Annotated in this window: 15 protein-coding genes; 11 read left to right on the forward strand and 4 right to left on the reverse strand. The window is 72.7% G+C overall.

All coding sequences use genetic code 11. The annotated features are described in order from the left end of the window. Positions 1-52: 52 nt before the first annotated feature. The gene (locus ACFE7W_RS11695; protein WP_375424966.1) at positions 53-1,357 is read right to left on the reverse strand and encodes a cellulase-like family protein; all 1,305 of its coding nucleotides are present in this window, start codon (positions 1,355-1,357) and stop codon (positions 53-55) included. Continuing rightward, the gene (locus ACFE7W_RS11700; protein WP_375424967.1) at positions 1,354-4,659 is read right to left on the reverse strand and encodes a DUF5107 domain-containing protein; all 3,306 of its coding nucleotides are present in this window, start codon (positions 4,657-4,659) and stop codon (positions 1,354-1,356) included. The genes ACFE7W_RS11695 and ACFE7W_RS11700 overlap by 4 nt, the downstream gene beginning before the upstream one ends. 91 nt (positions 4,660-4,750) lie before the next feature. On the opposite strand from ACFE7W_RS11700, the gene ACFE7W_RS11705 reads away from it, so the two are divergent. The 7 genes from ACFE7W_RS11705 to ACFE7W_RS11735 all read left to right on the forward strand — a co-directional run bounded on the left by ACFE7W_RS11705 (position 4,751) and on the right by ACFE7W_RS11735 (position 11,109). Next, positions 4,751-5,650, forward strand: coding sequence for a helix-turn-helix domain-containing protein (locus ACFE7W_RS11705; protein ID WP_375424968.1), 900 nt, complete (start codon positions 4,751-4,753; stop codon positions 5,648-5,650). A 165-nt stretch (positions 5,651-5,815) separates the two neighbouring features. Continuing rightward, positions 5,816-6,763: a phytanoyl-CoA dioxygenase family protein gene (locus ACFE7W_RS11710; protein ID WP_375424969.1), complete on the forward strand. Its 948-nt coding sequence runs from the start codon at positions 5,816-5,818 to the stop codon at positions 6,761-6,763. A gap of 128 nt (positions 6,764-6,891) precedes the next feature. Continuing rightward, positions 6,892-7,659 carry a helix-turn-helix domain-containing protein gene (locus ACFE7W_RS11715; protein WP_375424970.1) on the forward strand — a complete coding sequence of 256 codons (768 nt, stop codon included), beginning with the start codon at positions 6,892-6,894 and terminating at the stop codon, positions 7,657-7,659. A 70-nt stretch (positions 7,660-7,729) separates the two neighbouring features. Continuing rightward, entirely contained in the window at positions 7,730-8,230 is a 501-nt protein-coding gene (locus ACFE7W_RS11720; RefSeq protein WP_375424971.1) for a PGPGW domain-containing protein, read from the forward strand. A gap of 288 nt (positions 8,231-8,518) precedes the next feature. Then, positions 8,519-9,301, forward strand: coding sequence for a glycerophosphodiester phosphodiesterase family protein (locus tag ACFE7W_RS11725; protein WP_375424972.1), 783 nt, complete (start codon positions 8,519-8,521; stop codon positions 9,299-9,301). Next, a complete protein-coding gene (locus tag ACFE7W_RS11730) occupies positions 9,298-10,653 on the forward strand; it encodes an MFS transporter (protein ID WP_375424973.1) in 1,356 nt (451 codons plus the stop codon). Before ACFE7W_RS11725 ends, ACFE7W_RS11730 begins: the two co-directional genes overlap by 4 nt. A gap of 75 nt (positions 10,654-10,728) precedes the next feature. Then, positions 10,729-11,109: an RNA polymerase-binding protein RbpA gene (locus ACFE7W_RS11735; RefSeq protein WP_375424974.1), complete on the forward strand. Its 381-nt coding sequence runs from the start codon at positions 10,729-10,731 to the stop codon at positions 11,107-11,109. Positions 11,110-11,164: 55 nt separating this feature from the next. Here the strand turns inward: ACFE7W_RS11735 and ACFE7W_RS11740 are convergent, their stop codons facing one another. After that, entirely contained in the window at positions 11,165-12,115 is a 951-nt protein-coding gene (locus tag ACFE7W_RS11740) for a LysR substrate-binding domain-containing protein (protein WP_375424975.1), read from the reverse strand. 75 nt (positions 12,116-12,190) lie between these two features. On the opposite strand from ACFE7W_RS11740, the gene ACFE7W_RS11745 reads away from it, so the two are divergent. Further along, positions 12,191-13,267, forward strand: coding sequence for a 1-aminocyclopropane-1-carboxylate deaminase/D-cysteine desulfhydrase (locus ACFE7W_RS11745; protein ID WP_375424976.1), 1,077 nt, complete (start codon positions 12,191-12,193; stop codon positions 13,265-13,267). A 16-nt stretch (positions 13,268-13,283) separates the two neighbouring features. Here the strand turns inward: ACFE7W_RS11745 and ACFE7W_RS11750 are convergent, their stop codons facing one another. Continuing rightward, on the reverse strand, positions 13,284-14,030 hold the full coding sequence (locus ACFE7W_RS11750) for an NUDIX domain-containing protein (protein WP_375424977.1): 747 nt from the start codon (positions 14,028-14,030) through the stop codon (positions 13,284-13,286). A 60-nt stretch (positions 14,031-14,090) separates the two neighbouring features. Between ACFE7W_RS11750 and nadA the strand changes: the two genes are divergently transcribed. Genes nadA through nadC form a run of 3 tightly spaced genes read left to right on the forward strand, consistent with a single transcriptional unit; the run spans position 14,091 to position 17,592 of the window. Beyond that, complete coding sequence (nadA, locus tag ACFE7W_RS11755; protein ID WP_375424978.1) at positions 14,091-15,074, forward strand: quinolinate synthase NadA; 984 nt, start codon at positions 14,091-14,093, stop codon at positions 15,072-15,074. Continuing rightward, entirely contained in the window at positions 15,071-16,651 is a 1,581-nt protein-coding gene (locus ACFE7W_RS11760; protein WP_375424979.1) for an L-aspartate oxidase, read from the forward strand. The genes nadA and ACFE7W_RS11760 overlap by 4 nt, the downstream gene beginning before the upstream one ends. Beyond that, positions 16,648-17,592 (forward strand): carboxylating nicotinate-nucleotide diphosphorylase, encoded by a 945-nt coding sequence (gene nadC / locus ACFE7W_RS11765; protein WP_375424980.1) that lies wholly within the window; start codon positions 16,648-16,650, stop codon positions 17,590-17,592. Before ACFE7W_RS11760 ends, nadC begins: the two co-directional genes overlap by 4 nt.

Consider the following 17,592-nt stretch of genomic DNA (forward strand, 5'->3'; position numbering starts at 1 on the left):
GTGTTCTCCTTCGAATCACGTGCGGGAGGTGCTGCGGGTGGGGTGTGAGCGGTCAGCTGGGAGCCGGGACGGGCGGGTGGTCGTGGGAGAGGAAGGCGGCGTTGCCCTGCTGCTGCAGCGCCACGTCGGCCCACATGGCGTGCTGAGGGGCGGCGTTGGAGCAGACCACCGTCCCCCACGCGTCGACCCGGACGGACTCGCGGACGGCCAGCCGGCAGAGCTCCGCGCCCACCGGTCCCTCCTCGAAGCGGCTGTCCCTGGGGGTGTATCCAACCCATCCCTCGCCGAAGACGAGGGGCACGCCGTGCGCCAGGGCCCAGTCGCGGGCGACGTCCAGCCAGATCCGCAGCGTCGTCGCCATCTGCTGCTCCCACGCGCCGTAGTGGCGGTACAGCCAGCGGTCGATGGCCTCGGCGTCGCCCCAGTCGTGGACGTAGATCTCCGGTCGGGAGACGATCGTCGCGCTCAGCCGCCACTCGCTCGCCGGGACCCACTCCGCCAGTCGCGGCGCGCCGGGCAGCAGGATCTCGGCGTCGGCCCGGGCCTGGTCGAAGTCGGCCACCGGTGACCGCAGGCCGAACTCGGCGATGAACGCGCCGAGCACGCCGTAGACGTAGGGGTGGGTGACGAGGACGTCGACGTTGTCCGGGATGCCGCGCATGCCGCCGGCCGGGACCTGGGCGTAGTTGACGGTGACCGGCCGGTCGGGATGGCGGGCGTGGAAGACGTCCAGGGCCCGGGTCAGCCGGGGGCGCAGCGCCACCACCCGCTCGTCCAGGTCGGCGCCCGGTAGCCCGTCGGCCAGGTGGCCGACCTGGACCTCGTTGTGGATCTCGGTGAAGGCGATCCGGTCGTCCAGCCCGTACCCGGCGAGGAAGTCGACGAGGTCCGCGAGCGCGTCGGCCTGGCGCTCGGCGCGCTGCTCGGGGTCGACCGCCATCAGGGCGTCGCACCAGCTGGGTTCGGTCGCGAACGCGGAGCTCTGCTGGTACTCCCAGCTGGAGAGGATCACGAAGCAGTCGTGTCGACGGGCCGCCTCGAACAGGCTCCTCAGGTGGGCGCGGCCGTCCACGACCGTCGGCTGCTCCACGTCGTACCAGCGCACCCGCCGGCCGTAGCCGCCGCCGAGAGGACCCAGGCGGATCGCCGTGGTGTCCAGCCCGCTGCCGAAGAGCAGGTACGGCATCGCGCAGACCCGGACGGTGTTGTAGCCGCGCTCGACGGCCTCGGCGAAGGCGCGGTCGAGGTCCTCGAAGGGCTCCCCCGGGCCGGTCCGGACGTACCAGGAGAAGTCCCAGAGAGTGATGGTCAGCCGCTCGGGCAGGTGGGCCGGGACCGGGACGGGGGTGTACGTCATGGCTGGACCGCGGTCGGTTGGAGGGGGATCGACTGGGCCAGGTCGGCCAGCTGGGCCCGGAGCCGATCGACGGCCAGGTCCGCCGGGCGTTGCGGGTCCTCCTCGAAGAGCAGCACGGTCGGCAGCGAGGTCGCGAAGTAGTCCGTCTCGGCGGGGGTGGCGGCCAGCTGCCGGACGTGCTCGGCCAGCCCCTCGGTGAGTGAGCGGGCGAGGGCGTCGTCACCGAGGGCACGAGCTGCCAGCACCGAGGCGTAGGTGTTCTCGGAGTACGCGCGGGGGGCCATCGCGGTGAAGTCGCCGACCGCGTCCGCGGCCTCGCGCCAGCAGCGCCGGGCGTACGCCTCGTCGCCGCACGCCTGCGCGGCGTTGCCGAGGGCGAGCAGCAGCGGCGCCGGGTTGGCCAGCGGGTGCCGGTCCTCCCCGAGGTGCTCCGGGACGTCCAGCGCCGCCCGGGCGTGGGCCAGCGCGGCTTGGGGATCCTGGTCCAGCTCACGCTCGGACAGCGCCAGCTGGGTCCGCTCCCACGCCCGCAGCACCTGGCCCTCGCCGCCCTCCCAGGGCTGGAAGCGCCGCGAACGGAGCAGCGACAGCGCGTCGTCGGGCCGGCCGGCGGTGACCAGCAGGTGGGCGTGCTCGACGGTGAGGTCGTCGCGGTCCCGGGCCGCGGCCGAGGCGCGCTCGAGCCGCTGCAGCCGCAGGGCCGCACCGCCGCCGACGCGTTCGAGCAGCTGATCGCTCTCGTACCAGAGCTGGGCGTCGTCCGGAGCCAGCGCGAGGGCCCGGTCGTACGCCGCCGTCGCGGCCTCGGCGTCGCCGCCGGAGTTGTAGCCGGCGACGGCGAGGTTCCGCCAGACGACCGGGTCGCGGGGGTCGGCGGCCGCGGCACCACGCCAGGCCGCGATCGCATCGTCGGTCCGGTCGGCGGCGTGCAGCCAGTGGCCCAGCAGCGCGGCGGCCGTCGCGTCCTCCGGGTCGGCGGCCAGCGCCGCCTCGAGCGCGGCCACGTCGTCGAGCCGTCCCGGGAAGCTCCAGCTGCGGTCGCCGGCCCGCGCCCGCTGACGGGCGGAGGCCGCCGCCTCGGGCTGGCCGAGCCGGTCCCAGACGAGGGCGGCGTGGTAGTCGGCCAGCAGTCCGCAGGCCGGCTGTCCCAGCGGGCGGTCGGCGTCGCGGACCCGCGCCTGCTCGAAGAGCTCGGTCGCGGCGACGTCCTCGCCGATCCGTGACTGCTCCAGGGCGACGTCGAGCAGGGTCTGGGCCTCCAGCAGGCCGCGGTGGCCGTCCAGCCGGTGGGCCAGCTGCAGGGCCCAGACGTCGAGCGGGTCCCTCGTCAGGGTGGCCGCCAGGAACGCGTCGGCCTCGGTGGTGCGGCCCAGCCGGCGGAGCAGCACGACACGCAGGTCGCGTGCCCCCAGGTGCTCCGGGTCGGCCTGCAGCGCCACGTCGAGCCGGTTCAGCGCCCCCTCGTCGCGGCGGGCCCGGGCGTCGAGCACGGCCAGCTGGAAGCCGGCCGGGGCCGCCCACGCGCGCAGCCAGGTGGCGCGGGCGAACAGCCCGTACGCCTCGTCGTCGCGGCCGAGCCGGGTGAGGGTCAGCCCGAGGAGGTAGCCGGCCTGGCCGTCCGCGGGGTTGGCGTTCAGCCGGGTCAGCCGCCCCAGCGCCGCGCGGAGGTGCCGCTCGGCGTCGGCGTAACGGGCCTGGCCGTAGCGGCGGAGGCCGAGGGCGGTGTGGCTGGGCGCGTGGCCGGGGTCCCGACGCAGCGCCTCGACCCAGTACGGCTCCGGCGACCGGCTGGCGTGGCGGTACTGCAGCAGGTGTTGTCCGATCAGGAACAGCTCCTCGACGGTGGCGACCTGAGCGGGCGAGGGCGGTGCGGTGGCCGGCTCGGCGGCGCTGGGCGTCTTCGCGGTGCGGTCCGGGGTCGACCAGCTCAGCAATGTCCGGCCCCGGTGGCTCAGCTCGACCTGGACGGGTTGGGTGGTCGGAGCCCGGAGCTCGCCCGGGGTGGCCGGGTCGAGGTCCTGGCGCAGCTGGTGGACGGGCCGGCCGGAGGCGTCCCGGACGGTGACCTCGGCCCCGGCCAGCGGCCGCGTCACATCCCAGCGCAGCACGGTCTCACCGTCCTCGACGGCAACGCCGAGCGCGCCCTCCCGGCCGGCGGCAACCGCCGGGCCGGTGCCGGCGACCGGGAACCAGAACTGGGAGAAGCTCTTGGTCTCCCCCGGCGCGAGGTGGGAGAAGTCGGGCTGGTTGTCGGTGTAGACCCCCGCCATCAGCTCGATGTAGGCCGAGCCGTCGTCGGCGAGGTTGCGGTTCCAGGCGTGACCGAACGGGGCGTCGCCCCAGCTCCACTGCTTCTTGCCCACGGCGACGTATTGGTCGGCCCAGTGCACGAAGCCGGCGCCGGCGCGATGGTCGTAGCCGCCGAAGAAGTCGCCCTCGGAGTCGACGCACATGTACGAGGTCGGCACCGGGATGTTCCGGTACCAGTCGAGGCGGTCGCCGGGGACGCGGCGGTCGCTGTCGGGACGGGTGTCGAGGGGCCGGCGGGACGGGTAGTCCACCCCGTAGTAGCGGCCAGCGGCCGCCGGGAAGGTGGAGACCGCCCGCTTCGCGTGGTCAGCGACGACCTCGACGTCCGGCGGGAAGAACGACTGGTAGTCCGCGTGCACCTCCGCGGCCACGTTCGCCCACCAGAGGAACGTCTGCGGCAGGTCGCTGCGGTTGAACAGCCGGACCCGCAGCTCCAACAGCGTCGACGCCGCCCGCAGCCGAACGCCGTGCATCCCCTTCATCCGGGCGAACGGGTCGTGGTCGGAGCACCAGGCGGTGGCCTCGTCGTCGGCCTCTTCCAGAGCCCAGGCCGTGGGCAGGAACGTCGCCGGACGGTGGTGCTGCGGCCAGTTGAACTCCACCCCGCCGGCGAGCCAGGGCCCGGTCAGGCCCACCAGCGCCGGCTTCACGACGGGGTTCGCGTAGAACATCGAGTAGCCGGTCCGCTTGTCGAGCGCCAGCTGGATCCGACCGCCCAGCTCGGGCAGCACGAGCACCCGCAGGTACTCGTTCTCCAGGTGCAGCCCCTGCCAGGCGTGGGGCGTCACGACGTCGGAGATCCGGTCGTGGAAGGGCAGCGGGTAGACCCGACCCGAGGAGCCCTGGTACACGCGCCGGTCCAGGTACGCGGGGTAGCGGCTGGGCGCGGTGGGCAGGTAGGTGGGCAGCACCACCGGCGCCTCCCACGCCGCCACGGACGCGCCACTCAGCCGCTCCGGGCGAGCCGGGAGGTCGAGCGCGTCGTCGGGCACGCCGTCACGCTAGGACCCGCGGCGACCCGACCGGAATGCACATTTCGACGATTTACCTGGACGATCCTCTGATGGGCGTACGCTCGCCAGCGTGTACCTGCGCGACGGCTTCCCGGGCCAGCGGTTGCATGTCCTGCCGCAACCGCTGGTCGACCAGGCGTCACGGCGAGCGCCCACCTCACGCCTGCTGGTCACCGACGCTGGATATTTCCCTCATGCGGCTATGCACGGCCGGGTACGCCGGGCGGGGGCGGCGCAGGCCATCGTGATCCTCTGCGCCGACGGCGCGGGCTGGTGCGACCTGGACGGCGCCCGGCACGAGGTCGGTCCGCGGACAGTCCTGGTGATCCCGCCCGGACGACCCCACCGCTACTTCGCCGACGCCTCCCGCCCCTGGTCGATCTGGTGGCTGCACGTGGCGGGCGCGGACGTGCCGGACCTGCTGAGCGCGATCGGCCTGACCGCCGAGGAGCCCACCGGCCCACTCGTCGAGCCGTACCCCGCGTTCGCGCTGGTGGAGAGCATCTGCGACTGGCTGGCCCGCGACGAGACCTCGGCCAGCCTGACCGCCGCCGCCGGGGCGGCCTGGAACCTGCTGGCCCTGCTGGCCGCCGAGCGGGAACGGCGCAGCGTGGGCGACCACGAGCCGTTGCGCCGGATCCAGGCCCTGCTGCGCGAGCAGCTGCACGCGCCCGTCAGCGTCCCCGCCCTGGCCGAGCTCGCCGGTTTCAGCACGTCGCACTTCTCGGCCCGCTTCAAGGCGGTGACCGGCTTCTCCGTCGTCGAGTACGTCAAGCGGCTGCGGATGGCCCGCGCCCGCCAGCTGCTGATCACCAGCGACCACACGGTGGCCGAGATCGCCGCCGCCGTCGGTTACCCCGACCCGTTCTACTTCTCCCGCCAATTCACCGCCGTCAACGGCGTCAACCCCCGCACCTTCCGGGCGCAGTCCCACGAGGAGTCGGCCCGCGTCCCGCTGGACGCGCCCTGAGCCTGTCGAGGGCCCCGAAGGGTTGCGCCGTCAGTCCGAGCCACGCGTGGCGAGCGTCATGTGCGAGATGAGCAGATCGTCCAGGTAGTGGCGTCCTGCTGCATGGATTACCCGGGGCCGGACGAGCAGAGTGAGAGGCGTCAGCCCGCCCCGAAGGAGACCCGGATGACCGTGCTCGCCCCGACGTCCGACGCCGCCACCGTCGAGCTGGTCGACTCCAGCCCGCTGCTGGGCGACCCGCAGGCCCTGCTCGAGCGCGCGGCGACGGATGGCTACCTCTACTTCCGCGGCCTGCTCGCCCGGGACAAGGTCCTGGACGTCCGTCGCCAGATCATGCAGGTCGTGGCCGACCACGGCTGGTTGGCGCCCGGCACCGACCCGATGGACGGTGTCGCCGACGTCGGAGCGTTCGACCAGGTCGACCCGGTCGCGGCGGCCTTCTGCGGTACGGGGGTCCCGCTGGAGGCCTACCAGCAGATCTACCGGTTGCAGGACTTCCACGCCCTCGGCCACGACCAGGCCCTGCTCCGCCTCTACGACGGCCTGCTCGGCGGCAACGTCGTCCGCCAGCCCCTCTCCATCGCCCGGGTGATGGTGCCGGGCACCAAGGCGGCGCCGACCCCGGCCCACCAGGACTTCATCCACATCCAGGGCACCAAGAACGTCTGGACGGCGTGGTTCCCCCTCGGCGACTGCCCGGTCGAGCTGGGCGGGCTCAGCGTGCTGGTGGGCTCGCACGCCGACGGCCTGCTCACCTATCACGCCGCGCGCGGAGCCGGCGAGCTCGAGGCGTACATCTGTTCGTCCGGCCACCGCTGGGGGGTGGCCGACTTCGCCGCCGGCGACGTGCTCACCTTCAACAGCCTGACGGTGCACCGCGGCACGCCGAACCAGCGCGGCGAGCAGGTGCGGCTGTCGGTGGACATGCGCTTCCAGCGTGCGGACGAGCCGATCGTCGCCTCCTCGACCGTCCCGCACTGCGACATCCTGAGCTGGGACGAGGTCTATGAGGGGTGGACCGATGAGAGCCTGCAGTACTACTGGGTCGACCGTGGTCTGCCGGTCGTCGGCTACAACGAGGAGCTCCGCTGGCAGAAGAACAAGATCTGCTGAGGTCGGAGGTCCCCAAGCCGGTCTCGCGGCCCACGCCGGAGCCTGACGGGTTCCCGCTCGTCGCCTTCGCCTCCACCGTCCAGTTCGCCCCGGGCGACCAGCCCGCCTACCCGCACGTCGGGTCGAGGATGTTGCTGGCCGGTGAGGCCGGGACCGGCGTGGTCGAGGTCGACGGCCAGCGGCTGCGGGTCAAGCCCGGCACCATCGTGGTGATGCCGTGGGGACACGCTGTCCGCTACGAGGCCGACGTCCGGGAGCCCTACCTGGTCTACGGCGCGCACCTGATCCCCTGGCACGCCGCCGACGAGCCGGTCGACCTCGCGGTCCCCCACCACCGCAGCCACCCCCTCACCGGCGTGCCGAGCCGGGCCGACCGGCCGCTCGCGATCGGCTCGGGGCTGTGGGTGGGCGACGCCCGGACCCGGCCGGCCCTGAAGAGCCTGGTCCGGCTGGCCGCGGAGGTCTGGGACCGCGGTACCCCCACCCTGGCGGCCGCGCAGGCCCTGGGCGCGCTGCTGCTGGACGACCTCGACCACGTCCCGGCCGTGCCGGCGCACGACGACCGCCGGCTGCCCACCCGGCTCCGACGCACGCTGGCCTGGATCCACGCCGAGCCCGGCCGGCCGATCACGCTGGACCAGCTGGCCACCGTCGCGGGGGCCAGCCGGGCGACGGTCAACCGTCTGTTCCGCACCCACCTGAACGCCTCACCGCTGGAGTGGGTGCTGCAGACGAGGGTCGAGGCGGCCAAGGTGCTGCTGACCACCACCAGCCTGTCGGTCGCCGAGGTCGCCGGGCGCTGCGGCTTCGCCGACGCCTACTACTTCTCCCGCCAGTTCCACGCCCGGACGGGTTCGAGCCCGTCGGCCTGGCGTCGTCAGTGGTCGGCGCCCTGACCCCGCCCCCCGGCCACCGACGCCCTGAGTGCTCAGGTTCCTCTTGGCCGGCCGCCTTACAGTTGTCCCCATGTCGCCCGAGGCCGAGCACCGCCGGCCGGGGCAGCTGGCCGAGGCGGGGCCGCCGGAGCCGCAGCCCGCCTCGGTCCCGCACCACGAGCACCACGTGCTGCGCGAGCCAGGGCACGACCGGTGGACGTGGCGGGCGCGGATCCGGCAGAACCCCCACCAGCTGCGGGTGTACCGGGTGGTCGTGGCCGTCCTCGGCGGCCTGCTGATCGGCCTCGGCCTGGCCACCGGCTGGCTCCCCGGGCCCGGCGGCATCCCGCTGGTGCTGGCCGGTCTCGCCGTCTGGGCCAGCGAGTTCGTGTGGGCCGAGCGGCTGATGGCGGTCTTCAAGCGCCAGCTGGCCCGGTTCCGGTCCTGGTCGCGTCGCCAGCAGACCCTCGCCTGGGTCGTCTTCTTCGCCTGCTGCGGTCTGGTCGGCTACGGCTACCTGCTCCTCCTCGGCGCCCCGAGCTGGGTCCCGGCCGACGCCGACGCCGTGCTGGCCCGGCTGCCCGGCCTCTGAGCCGCGGCCGCGTCCAGAAGCGCAGCACCGTCCAGCCGTCACCTCCGGGTCGTTTTGCGGCGCCTCCATCGACCTCGACAACTCCCCGTTCACACCGCCCCGACAGACAAGTCGGGCGAGCAGTCCCCTGAAAAACTCACTCCAGTTGGCGCCTGACCTCTGCCTCGAGCGTGGGGCCGGTTCGAGGACCGCAACTGGAGTTGATTTTTCAGGGGAACTCGTCAGGCACCGAGCCGCCCCCGGCCCCGGCCTCCCGCATCCGCGGGTCAGGACGAGCATGATGAGCCCATGCGGGCCGCCGACTACGACTACTTCGGGTCGGGCTTCCTCGCCTTCGCCCATCGCGGCGGCGCCCTCTACCCACCGAACCTGCACCGGGAGAACAGCCGGCACGCCTTCGAGCAGGCCGCGGCGCTGGGCTACCGCTACTTCGAGACCGACGTGCACGCCACCGCGGACGGGGTGCTGCTGGCCTTCCACGACGACCGGCTGGACCGGGTGACCGACGCGCACGGGATGATCCGGGAGTTGCCCGCGGCCGAGGTCGCGCGGGCCCGGATCCACGGCATCGACCCGATCCCCCGGCTCGCCGAGCTGCTGGAGGCCTTCCCGGTGGCCCGGTTCAACATCGACGCCAAGTCCCCAGCCGCTGTCGCGCTGCTCGCCGACACCATCGCCGAGCACGAGGCCTGGGACCGGGTCTGCGTCAGCTCGTTCGGTGTCCGGCGGCTGCACGAGCTGCGTCGGCGGGTGGGCGGTCGGGTCGCCTCCTGCGCGTCCGCGGCGGGGGTGGCGGCGAGCCGGTTCGCGCCCTGGTTGACCCGGGTGCTGCAGAGTCCCGCGCCCGCGCTGCAGATCCCCGTCCGGCACCGGTTCCGGGGCCGGACCGTCACCCTGGTCACCCCCCGGCTGATCGCCGACGTCCACCGGGCGGGTAAGCAGGTGCACGTGTGGACCGTCGACGACCGGGCCGAGATCGAACGACTGCTGGACCTGGGGGTGGACGGGATCTTCGCCGACCGCATCGACACCCTGAAGGACGTGCTGGTCGAGCGGGGGCGGTGGACATGAGTGACGTCGACGCGGCCGCACCGGCCGTCCGCCCGCCGGGCCTGGTCAAGCGCCGGGTCGTGCTGGCCTGGGGGCTGTGGGACTGGGGCTCCTCGGCCTTCAACGCGGTCATCACCTCGTTCGTCTTCGGACCCTACGTGGTTCGCGGCGTCGTGGGCGACGCGCGACCGGGCGGCCTGACCGCGAACACGTGGCTGGGCATCTCCGGCTTCGTCGCCGGCCTGCTGGTGGCGCTGATCGCCCCGATCACCGGCCAGCGCTCCGACGCCTCGGGCCACCGCCGACGCAACCTGGCCATCTGGACCGCCTTCGTGGTGGCGACCATGCTCGGCCTGTTCAGCGTCCGCAACGAACCGTCCTACCTGTGGATCGCCCTGGTCCTGCTGGCCGCCGGTACGGTCTTCCAGGAGTTCGCCGGCGTCTCCTACAACGCCATGCTGCCGCAGATCTCCACGAAGGAGACGCTCGGCCGGGTCTCGGGCTTCGGCTGGTCGATGGGCTACTTCGGCGGGATCTTCCTGCTGCTCATCTGCTACGTCGGCTTCATCGCCCCCGACGTGGGCTGGTTCGGCGTCACCTCCGCCGGGGGTCTGAACATCCGGACGGTGGCGGTCTTCTCGGCCGCCTGGTTCGCCGTCTTCGCGCTGCCCGTGCTCTTCGCGGTCCCCGAGCTCCCCGCCGGGCCACGCTCGCGCCGCGTCTCGATCCCGGCGTCCTACCGGCTGCTGGTCTCCGACGTCCGCCGGCTCTACGCCACCGACCGCAACGCCGTCTTCTTCCTGGTCGCCTCCGCGCTGTACCGCGACGGGCTGGCCGCGGTCTTCACGTTCGGCGCGATCCTGGCCGTCAGCGTCTACGGGATGGCGCAGTCCACCGTGCTGATCTTCGGCGTCGTGGCCAACGTGGTCGCGGCCCTCGGGGCGCTGACCATGGGGGCGGTCGAGGACCGCATCGGGCCCAAGCGGGTGATCCTGATCTCACTGGTGGGACTGCTGTTCAGCTGCACGGTGCTGCTCTTCGCCTCGGGCACGACCATGTTCTGGGTGTTCGGTCTCCTGCTCTGCCTGTGGGTGGGACCGGCCCAGGCGAGCTCGCGCTCGTTCCTGGCGAGGGTCGCACCCCCCGGCCGGGAGGGCGAGATGTTCGGCCTCTACGCCACCACCGGACGCGCGGCGTCGTTCCTGGCCCCCGGACTGTTCGCCCTGTTCTCTGGCCTGTTCTCCGACCGGATCGGTATCGTGGGGATCGCACTGGTGCTCCTGGCGGGCGCCCTGGCCCTGTCGAGGGTGGTGCCGCCGGCCTCTTCGCGAGGTCTGAGGGACGGGCCGCGTGAGCCGCCGACGATCGGGTAACGACGGAACATAACGCTCCACCGGGGAGTTGACCGCTTGGGGACAAACGTCAGACGTCTAGACGGAGGTTGAGTCATGGCTGATCGTTCACTGAGAGGCACCGGACTGGGAGCCAAGAGCTTCGAGGACGAGGCAGGCGTCGAGTTCGCCGCACGGCAGGAGGTCGGATACGACTGCTCGCGGCAGCACCACTTCACGTTGGTGTTCTCGGCCGAGGCCGATATCCCGGCGCTGTGGGAGTGCCCGCGGTGCGGGGCGGAGTCTCTGCGGTCCGACGGCGAGCGGCCCGTGCTGAAGGAGGAGAAGCCGGTCCGGACGCACTGGGACATGCTGCGCGAGCGGCGTTCCATCGCCGAGCTGGAGGATCTGCTGGCCGAGCGCCTGGACCTGCTGCGCTCCGGCGAGCTGGGGTCGACGGCGTTCTCGCGCACCGCGCCGAGCAAGCGCACCGCCTGACCGGTACCGCACCTAGGCAACCGTGGTCGTCTCGGCGGCCACGGTTGTCGTCGTTCTACGGGACCCCGGGCGTGGTGCGGGACTGAGTGCCGGTCGCCCAGTCTGCGACGACCGCCCAGTCTGCGACGACGTCGTGCAGGCAGGCCTCCAGCAGGTCGACCGGCGTCGGCGCGCGCGCGGTGTCGAGCCTGGCCGTGTGGAGCCGCCTCACCAGAGGGGCGCCGGCCATCGGTCGTGAGACCGCCCCGTGGGGTGGGTCCCGCAGCGCCAGGCTGGGGAGCAGGGCGACGCCGAGGCCGGCGGCCACCAGGTTGAGCGCGGTCCGGAAGTCCTGGCCCTCGAAATCCAGCGCCGGGGACGGGTTGCCAGCACTCTGGACGCTGAGGCCTGCGACGTCGACGTTGGTGTTGACCCACTCGGCGGAGCCGATGTCGGTCGGGCTGACCGAGGCAGACCCCGCCAAGGGATGGCTCCGCGGCAGCACCACCATGATGGCGTCGTCCAGCAGGTGGGTCTGGCGGATGCCGGGAGGTGCGACGAGCGGGGCGTGGGCGTAGTCGAAGGTGATCGCGAGGTCGAGATCGCCACGGAGCACGGCCGGATGGAGATCGGTCTGTTCCAGCTCCCGCAGGACGAGGTGCAGCGCCGGATGGGTTGCTCGTAGCCGGGCCAGAGCGGGCGGGGCGATGGTGGCCCCGGCGGAGATGAAGGCCCCGAGGCGCACCACTCCGGTGGTTCCCCCGGCCAGGGAGGCCAGCTCGGTGGCGGCTGCGCTCATGGCCGTGCTGACTGCGGCTTCGGCGTCGAGCAGGATGCGACCGGCTTGGGTCAGGCGGACCGGCCGGCGCACGACGACCCGTCCGCCGACCCGGCGTTCCAGCTCGGCTACCTGCTGCGACACCGCCGACTGCGTGTAGCCCAGCTCGTCGGCGGCCGCGGCGAACGACCCGAGCCGGGTGATGGCCTCCAACGTACGCAGGTGCCGAGGGTCGAACTGCCAGCGCATGAACATCAGGTTATCTGATCTATCCTGCAGAAAGCATCGTTTGATCTGATCGCCAGAGGCGCGAATGCTTCTGGCATGGACCCCGCCAGCCTCGACACCGCCATCGCCCAGCTCCCACGCCACCGGGTTGGCTTCTACCCGACACCGTTCCACGCGCTGCCCAACCTTTCGCACACCCTCGGGGTGAACCTCTACCTCAAGCGAGAGGACCTGGCGGGTCCCAGCGCCATCAGCGGCAGCAAGACCCGGCTGGCCGAGTTCATCCTGGGCCGGGCCCTCGAGGAGGGCGTCACGCACCTGATCACCCAAGGCGCCTACCTGACGAACTTCGGCCTGCAGTTGGCCGCGGCCTGCATCAGTGCCCGGATCACGCCGATCCTGGTGCTGACCCGGAACGTACCGCAGCACGGACATCTCGGCGAGGCACGCGGCAACTACCTGCTCAACCAGACGATGGGCGTCGAGACCCACGTCATCGACGTCGACGGGGACATCTGGACCGATCTCGCCGCCGGAGCGCGGGTGGCGGACACGATCGCGCGCAGGCAGTCAGAGCTGGAGGCGCAGGGCCGCACCGTCACGGTGGTGGGGGCGGGCGGAGCACATCCGGACGGCTTCGTCGCGCACGCCCAGACGTTCCGGGAGATGCTGCTGCAGTCCTCGGACCTGGGGGTGGAGCTGGACTTCGTCTACCACACCATCGGTACGGGGACCGCCCTGCCCGGCATGCTGGCGGCCAAGCTCAGCCTGGGCCACCCGGTGAGGATCCGGTCCATCTCCATCAACAGCTACGACGAGGACAGCTGGGTCAACCCGGGCACCCTGGTCGACCGAACCAGAGCCGTCCTGGAGACCTTGGGCGGACCCGTCCCCGACGACGCCGTCATCCGCGCCGAGCTGGACATCGACCAGCGCTTCATCGGGGAGTCCTACGCGGTCGCCTCGGCCGCAAGCACCGCCGCCATCCGCGAGCTCGCCCGCAGCGAGGGCATCTTCGTCGGACCGGTCTACACCGGGAAGGGCCTCGCCGGCCTGCTCGACCACGCCCGGAGCGGCCGGCTGCCCGCGGGCAGCAACGTCGCCTTCCTGCACACCGGCGACACGGGCAACCTGTTCGAGATCCCGGAGGTCGTCGGAGCCATCGGGGCCTGATCCCGCCTTCGAACGCTCACCTGATGGTGGTCCCCTTTCGCCCGGCTCCCTCGCGCGGAGGGCGGAGGACGGCAAGCGGGTCGGTCACGGTCAGCGTCTGGGCGGTGAAGCGGAACAGGGCGGCCGGGCGGCCGCCGCGACGGCTCGAAGCGGTCGCCGCGCCCGTGGGCTCGAGGATGCGGCGTCGCATCATCACCCGGTTGAGGTTGGTCGCGGAGACCTGGTACCCGAGCGCGGCGCTGACGATGGAGCGCAGGGTGTCCACGGTGAACTCACGCGGTGCCAGACCGAAGCCGATGTTGGTGTAGCCCAGCTTGGCCCGCAGCCGCTCCACCGCGACCTCGATGAAGAAGTGGTGGTCGAACGCGGTGGCCGGGACGTCGTCGACGGCGAACCACCTCGTGTCGGCCGGGAGCACCGGGGTGACGTCCACGGGGACGAGGGCGAGATAGCCGGTCGCGAGCACCCGCGCCCGCGGGTCGCGGTCGATCCGGCTGTGGGTGGCCACCTGCTCCAGCCACGCGATGCTCGGCACGTCCACCTTCGCCGCCAGATGGCTGGTGATGGCGTCGCGGAGGCGCTCGGTCGCGCGCACCCCTCCCCCGGGCAGCGCCCACCGGTCCTCCTCAGGAGGCTGGGTGCGCTGCCAGAGCAGCACCGACAGCTGCTCGGCCCGGACCGACAGCACCACGGCGAGCACCTCGTGCGGGTAGGCCGGGAACGGGACGGCGGTCGGGGCTACCGGGTCATCGTGTTCGCCCACGTCGTGATGCTATCGTGGAACCGAGGTTTTCGACTAACAGGCGAAAACTGGTGTCGATCGATGAGGAGTACCGACGTGACCGCTCTACTGACCTGGCAGGCAGAAGTCCGGCAGCTGGCCGCCGAGCGGGACGCGGTGGTGCTGGCGCACAACTACATGAGCCCGGAGATCCAGGACGTCGCCCACCACGTCGGGGACTCGCTCGCGCTGAGCCGTATCGCCGCCCAGACCGGGGCCTCGACGATCGTGTTCTGCGGGGTCCACTTCATGGCCGAGACCGCGAAGATCCTGAGCCCGGACAAGACGGTGCTGGTGCCGACCGCGCAGGCCGGCTGTTCCCTGGCCGACACCATCGACGCCGCCCAGCTGCGGGCCTGGAAAGCAGAGCACCCGGGGTCGGTGGTCGTCGCCTACGTCAACACCTCGGCCGCCGTGAAGGCGGAGTCCGACATCTGCTGCACCTCGGCCAACGCCGTCCAGGTCGTCGAGTCCGTTCCGGCGGACACGCCCGTCCTGTTCCTGCCCGACCAGTTCCTCGGCGCCCACGTCCGGCGCCGTACCGGCCGGACCAACCTGCACGTCTGGTTCGGCGAGTGTCACGTCCACGCCGGGATCAGCCCCGCCGACGTCCGAGCGCAGGTCGGACGGCATCCGGACGCCGAGCTGCTGGTCCACCCCGAGTGTGGCTGCGCCACCTCGGTCCTCTGGCTCGCCGGCGAAGGCGATCTGCCGGTCGGTCGTACCCGGATCCTGTCCACGGGCGGGATGGTCGCGGCGGCCACGACGATGACGGCGAAGACGGCACTGGTCGCCACGGAGATCGGGATGCTGCACCAGCTCCGCAAGGTCAACCAGTCCACCGAGTTCCTGCCGATGAACCCTCAGGCCTCGTGCCGCTACATGAAGATGACCACCCCGGAGCTCCTGCTGCGGGCGCTGCGCGAAGGGCGGGACGAGATCACCGTCGACGCGGATGTCGCGGCCCGGGCCCGACGCGCGGTGGAACGCATGATCAGCATCGGCAACCCCGGCGGTGGCGAATGAGCACCGCCGGCGGTAGCGGCGGAGAGACCGAGCGCGAGGTCGACGTGCTGGTCATCGGGGGCGGGATCGCCGGGCTGAGCACCGCCCTGGGTCTGGCCGGCACCCGGCGGGTCCTCCTGGTCGACGCGGCTGACGACGGTGCCGGTGGCAGCACCCGGTGGGCCCAGGGCGGTATCGCGGTCGCCGTCGAGGAGGACGACGACCCGTCGGCCCACGGCGCCGACACCGCGTCGGCCGGTGCGGGTCTCTGCGACCAGTCCGCGGTCGAGGTGCTCGTGCAGGAGGCCCCTCAGCGCGTCGCCGACCTGCTGGCCGTGGGAGCGAGGCTGGACCGCGCCACCGACGGGCGGCTCGCGACGAGCCTCGAGGGCGGCCACCACCGGCGCAGGGTCGTCCATGCCGGGGGCGACGCCACCGGCGCCGAGGTCGCGCGCGCCCTCGCCCTGGCCGTCGGGAGCGCCCGCATCGAGCGGTGGCATGGCTGCCGCGCCACTGCCCTGCTGGTCACCTCGTCCCCACAGGACCGTCAGGTCACCGGAGCAGTCCTCCAGACCCCAGGCGGCACCGTCCGCGTCCGAGCCCGGGCCGTGGTCCTGGCCACCGGGGGGATCGGGCACGCCTACGAGGTCAGCACCAACCCGGTCGGCGTCAGCGGTGAGGGACTGGCGTTGGCGCTGCGGGTCGGTGCCTCCCTGACCGACGTCGAGTTCGTCCAGTTCCACCCCACCGCCCTGGTGACGGGGTCCCGGAGCGGTCAGCTGCCGTTGGTGTCGGAGGCGCTCCGCGGGGAGGGCGCCGTGCTGCGGGACCACCAGGGTCGCCCCTTCATGATCGGCCGACACCCCCTTGCCGACCTCGCCCCCCGTGATGTCGTCGCCCGCGAGATCACCGCCGTGATGGCGGCCGGCGGTCAGCAGCACGTCTGGCTGGACGCGACCGCCCTGGGTACGGCCCTGCACGAGAGGTTCCCGACGATCGCCGCGCTCTGTCGCGCCGTCGGCGTCGATCCCGCCGTCGACCTCATTCCCGTGGCCCCGGCCGAGCACTTCCTGTGCGGTGGCGTCGCCACCGACCACGATGGCGCCACCGACGTACCGGGACTGTTCGCGGTCGGTGAGGTGGCGTCGACCGGAGTCCACGGGGCCAACCGGCTCGCGTCCAACAGCCTGCTCGAAGGGCTGGTGTTCGGTCGCCGGGTCGCGGCCAGGCTGACTCTCCGGCTGCCCGACCTCCGCCGGGGCGACGACGAGCTGGCCCTGGATCCCGATCCCGAGGCCGCGGAGCTCGCGCGGACCCTGCTCACCGCCCACGCAGGTATCGTCCGCGACGGCTCGGGACTTGCCGCCGCACGGAGGGTCCTCGCCTCGCGCGCCAGTCAAGACCCGACCTGGCTCGTCGCCGCCTCGGTGGTGGCGGCCGCCGACCTCCGCCAGGAGAGCCGAGGCACGCACTTCCGCACCGACTTCCCCGAGCGCAGCCCGTGGTGGCGTCGGCGCGTCGCCGTCCGTCTCGATGAGTACGGCGTCCCTCGGGCCGACGTGACCGCCCGGCTCGCCCAGACCCGGAGGGCCGCATGAGCGGGACCGGCGAGCTGAGTGGGCCGACGATCGCGGCTCTGCGGGCCGCGGCCCTGGACCTCCGCGAGGTCGCCGACCTCCTGTTCGCGACCCTGGCCGAGGATCTCGGTGGCACCGGCGATCTGACCTCGATGGCCACGGTGCCCGCCGGGGCGATGCTCGACGTCGCCTGGGTCACCCGAGAAGCCGGTACGGTCGCCGGGCTGCCGGTGCTCAGCGCCCTGGTCGACCTCGCCGTCGGCAGGGACCGCGGCCTTCGGCTGCGGGTCGGCGACGGCGACCGGGTGCCAGCCGGCACCACGCTGGCCACCCTGCGGGCCCCGGCCCGGTCGGTACTGGCGCTGGAACGGACGTCGCTCAACCTGCTCGGTCATCTCTGCGGGGTGGCCACCGCCACCCGGTCCTGGGTCGACGCGGTCGCCGGCACCGGCGTCGGGATCCGGGACACCCGCAAGACCATGCCGTTGCTCCGGGCCCTGCAGAAGTATGCCGTCCGCTGCGGCGGGGGCCTCAACCACCGAGCCGGGCTGTACGACGCCGTGCTGATCAAGGACAACCACGTCGCCGCGGCGGGCGGCGTCGGCGCCGCGCTCGACGCCGTGCACGCCAGCCTCCACGGCTCGGCCACCACGATCGTGCAGGTGGAGGTCGACGACCTCGAGCAGCTCGATGAAGCCCTCGCTCACGGAGCCGAGCAGATCCTGCTGGACAACTTCGGCCTCCCGGACCTGCGAGCGGCGGTGCGTCGCGTCCGCCGTGACCACCCAGCCGTCACCCTCGAGGCGAGCGGCGGCCTCACCCTCGACCTCGCGGCCGCCGTGGCCGCGACCGGCGTCGACCTGCTGGCCGTCGGCGCCCTCACCCACTCGGTGCGAAATCTCGACGTCGGCCTCGACGTCGTCCCGCGCTTCGCCGCTCGATCCACGGTTGACCGGGGCTGA

The organism is uncultured Friedmanniella sp. (assembly GCF_964244285.1).
GTDB lineage: Bacteria > Actinomycetota > Actinomycetes > Propionibacteriales > Propionibacteriaceae > Microlunatus.

Bases quoted from the DNA above. Each gene is read 5' to 3' on its own strand.
- ACFE7W_RS11695 (WP_375424966.1), bottom strand. From the start codon at position 1,357: ATGACGTACACCCCCGTCCCGGTCCCGGCCCACCTGCCCGAGCGGCTG.
- ACFE7W_RS11710 (WP_375424969.1), top strand. From the start codon at position 5,816: ATGACCGTGCTCGCCCCGACGTCCGACGCCGCCACCGTCGAGCTGGTC.
- ACFE7W_RS11715 (WP_375424970.1), top strand. From the start codon at position 6,892: ATGTTGCTGGCCGGTGAGGCCGGGACCGGCGTGGTCGAGGTCGACGGC.
- ACFE7W_RS11720 (WP_375424971.1), top strand. From the start codon at position 7,730: ATGTCGCCCGAGGCCGAGCACCGCCGGCCGGGGCAGCTGGCCGAGGCG.
- ACFE7W_RS11725 (WP_375424972.1), top strand. From the start codon at position 8,519: ATGCGGGCCGCCGACTACGACTACTTCGGGTCGGGCTTCCTCGCCTTC.
- ACFE7W_RS11730 (WP_375424973.1), top strand. From the start codon at position 9,298: ATGAGTGACGTCGACGCGGCCGCACCGGCCGTCCGCCCGCCGGGCCTG.
- ACFE7W_RS11735 (WP_375424974.1), top strand. From the start codon at position 10,729: ATGGCTGATCGTTCACTGAGAGGCACCGGACTGGGAGCCAAGAGCTTC.
- ACFE7W_RS11740 (WP_375424975.1), bottom strand. From the start codon at position 12,115: ATGCGCTGGCAGTTCGACCCTCGGCACCTGCGTACGTTGGAGGCCATC.
- ACFE7W_RS11745 (WP_375424976.1), top strand. From the start codon at position 12,191: ATGGACCCCGCCAGCCTCGACACCGCCATCGCCCAGCTCCCACGCCAC.
- nadA (WP_375424978.1), top strand. From the start codon at position 14,091: ATGAGGAGTACCGACGTGACCGCTCTACTGACCTGGCAGGCAGAAGTC.
- ACFE7W_RS11760 (WP_375424979.1), top strand. From the start codon at position 15,071: ATGAGCACCGCCGGCGGTAGCGGCGGAGAGACCGAGCGCGAGGTCGAC.
- nadC (WP_375424980.1), top strand. From the start codon at position 16,648: ATGAGCGGGACCGGCGAGCTGAGTGGGCCGACGATCGCGGCTCTGCGG.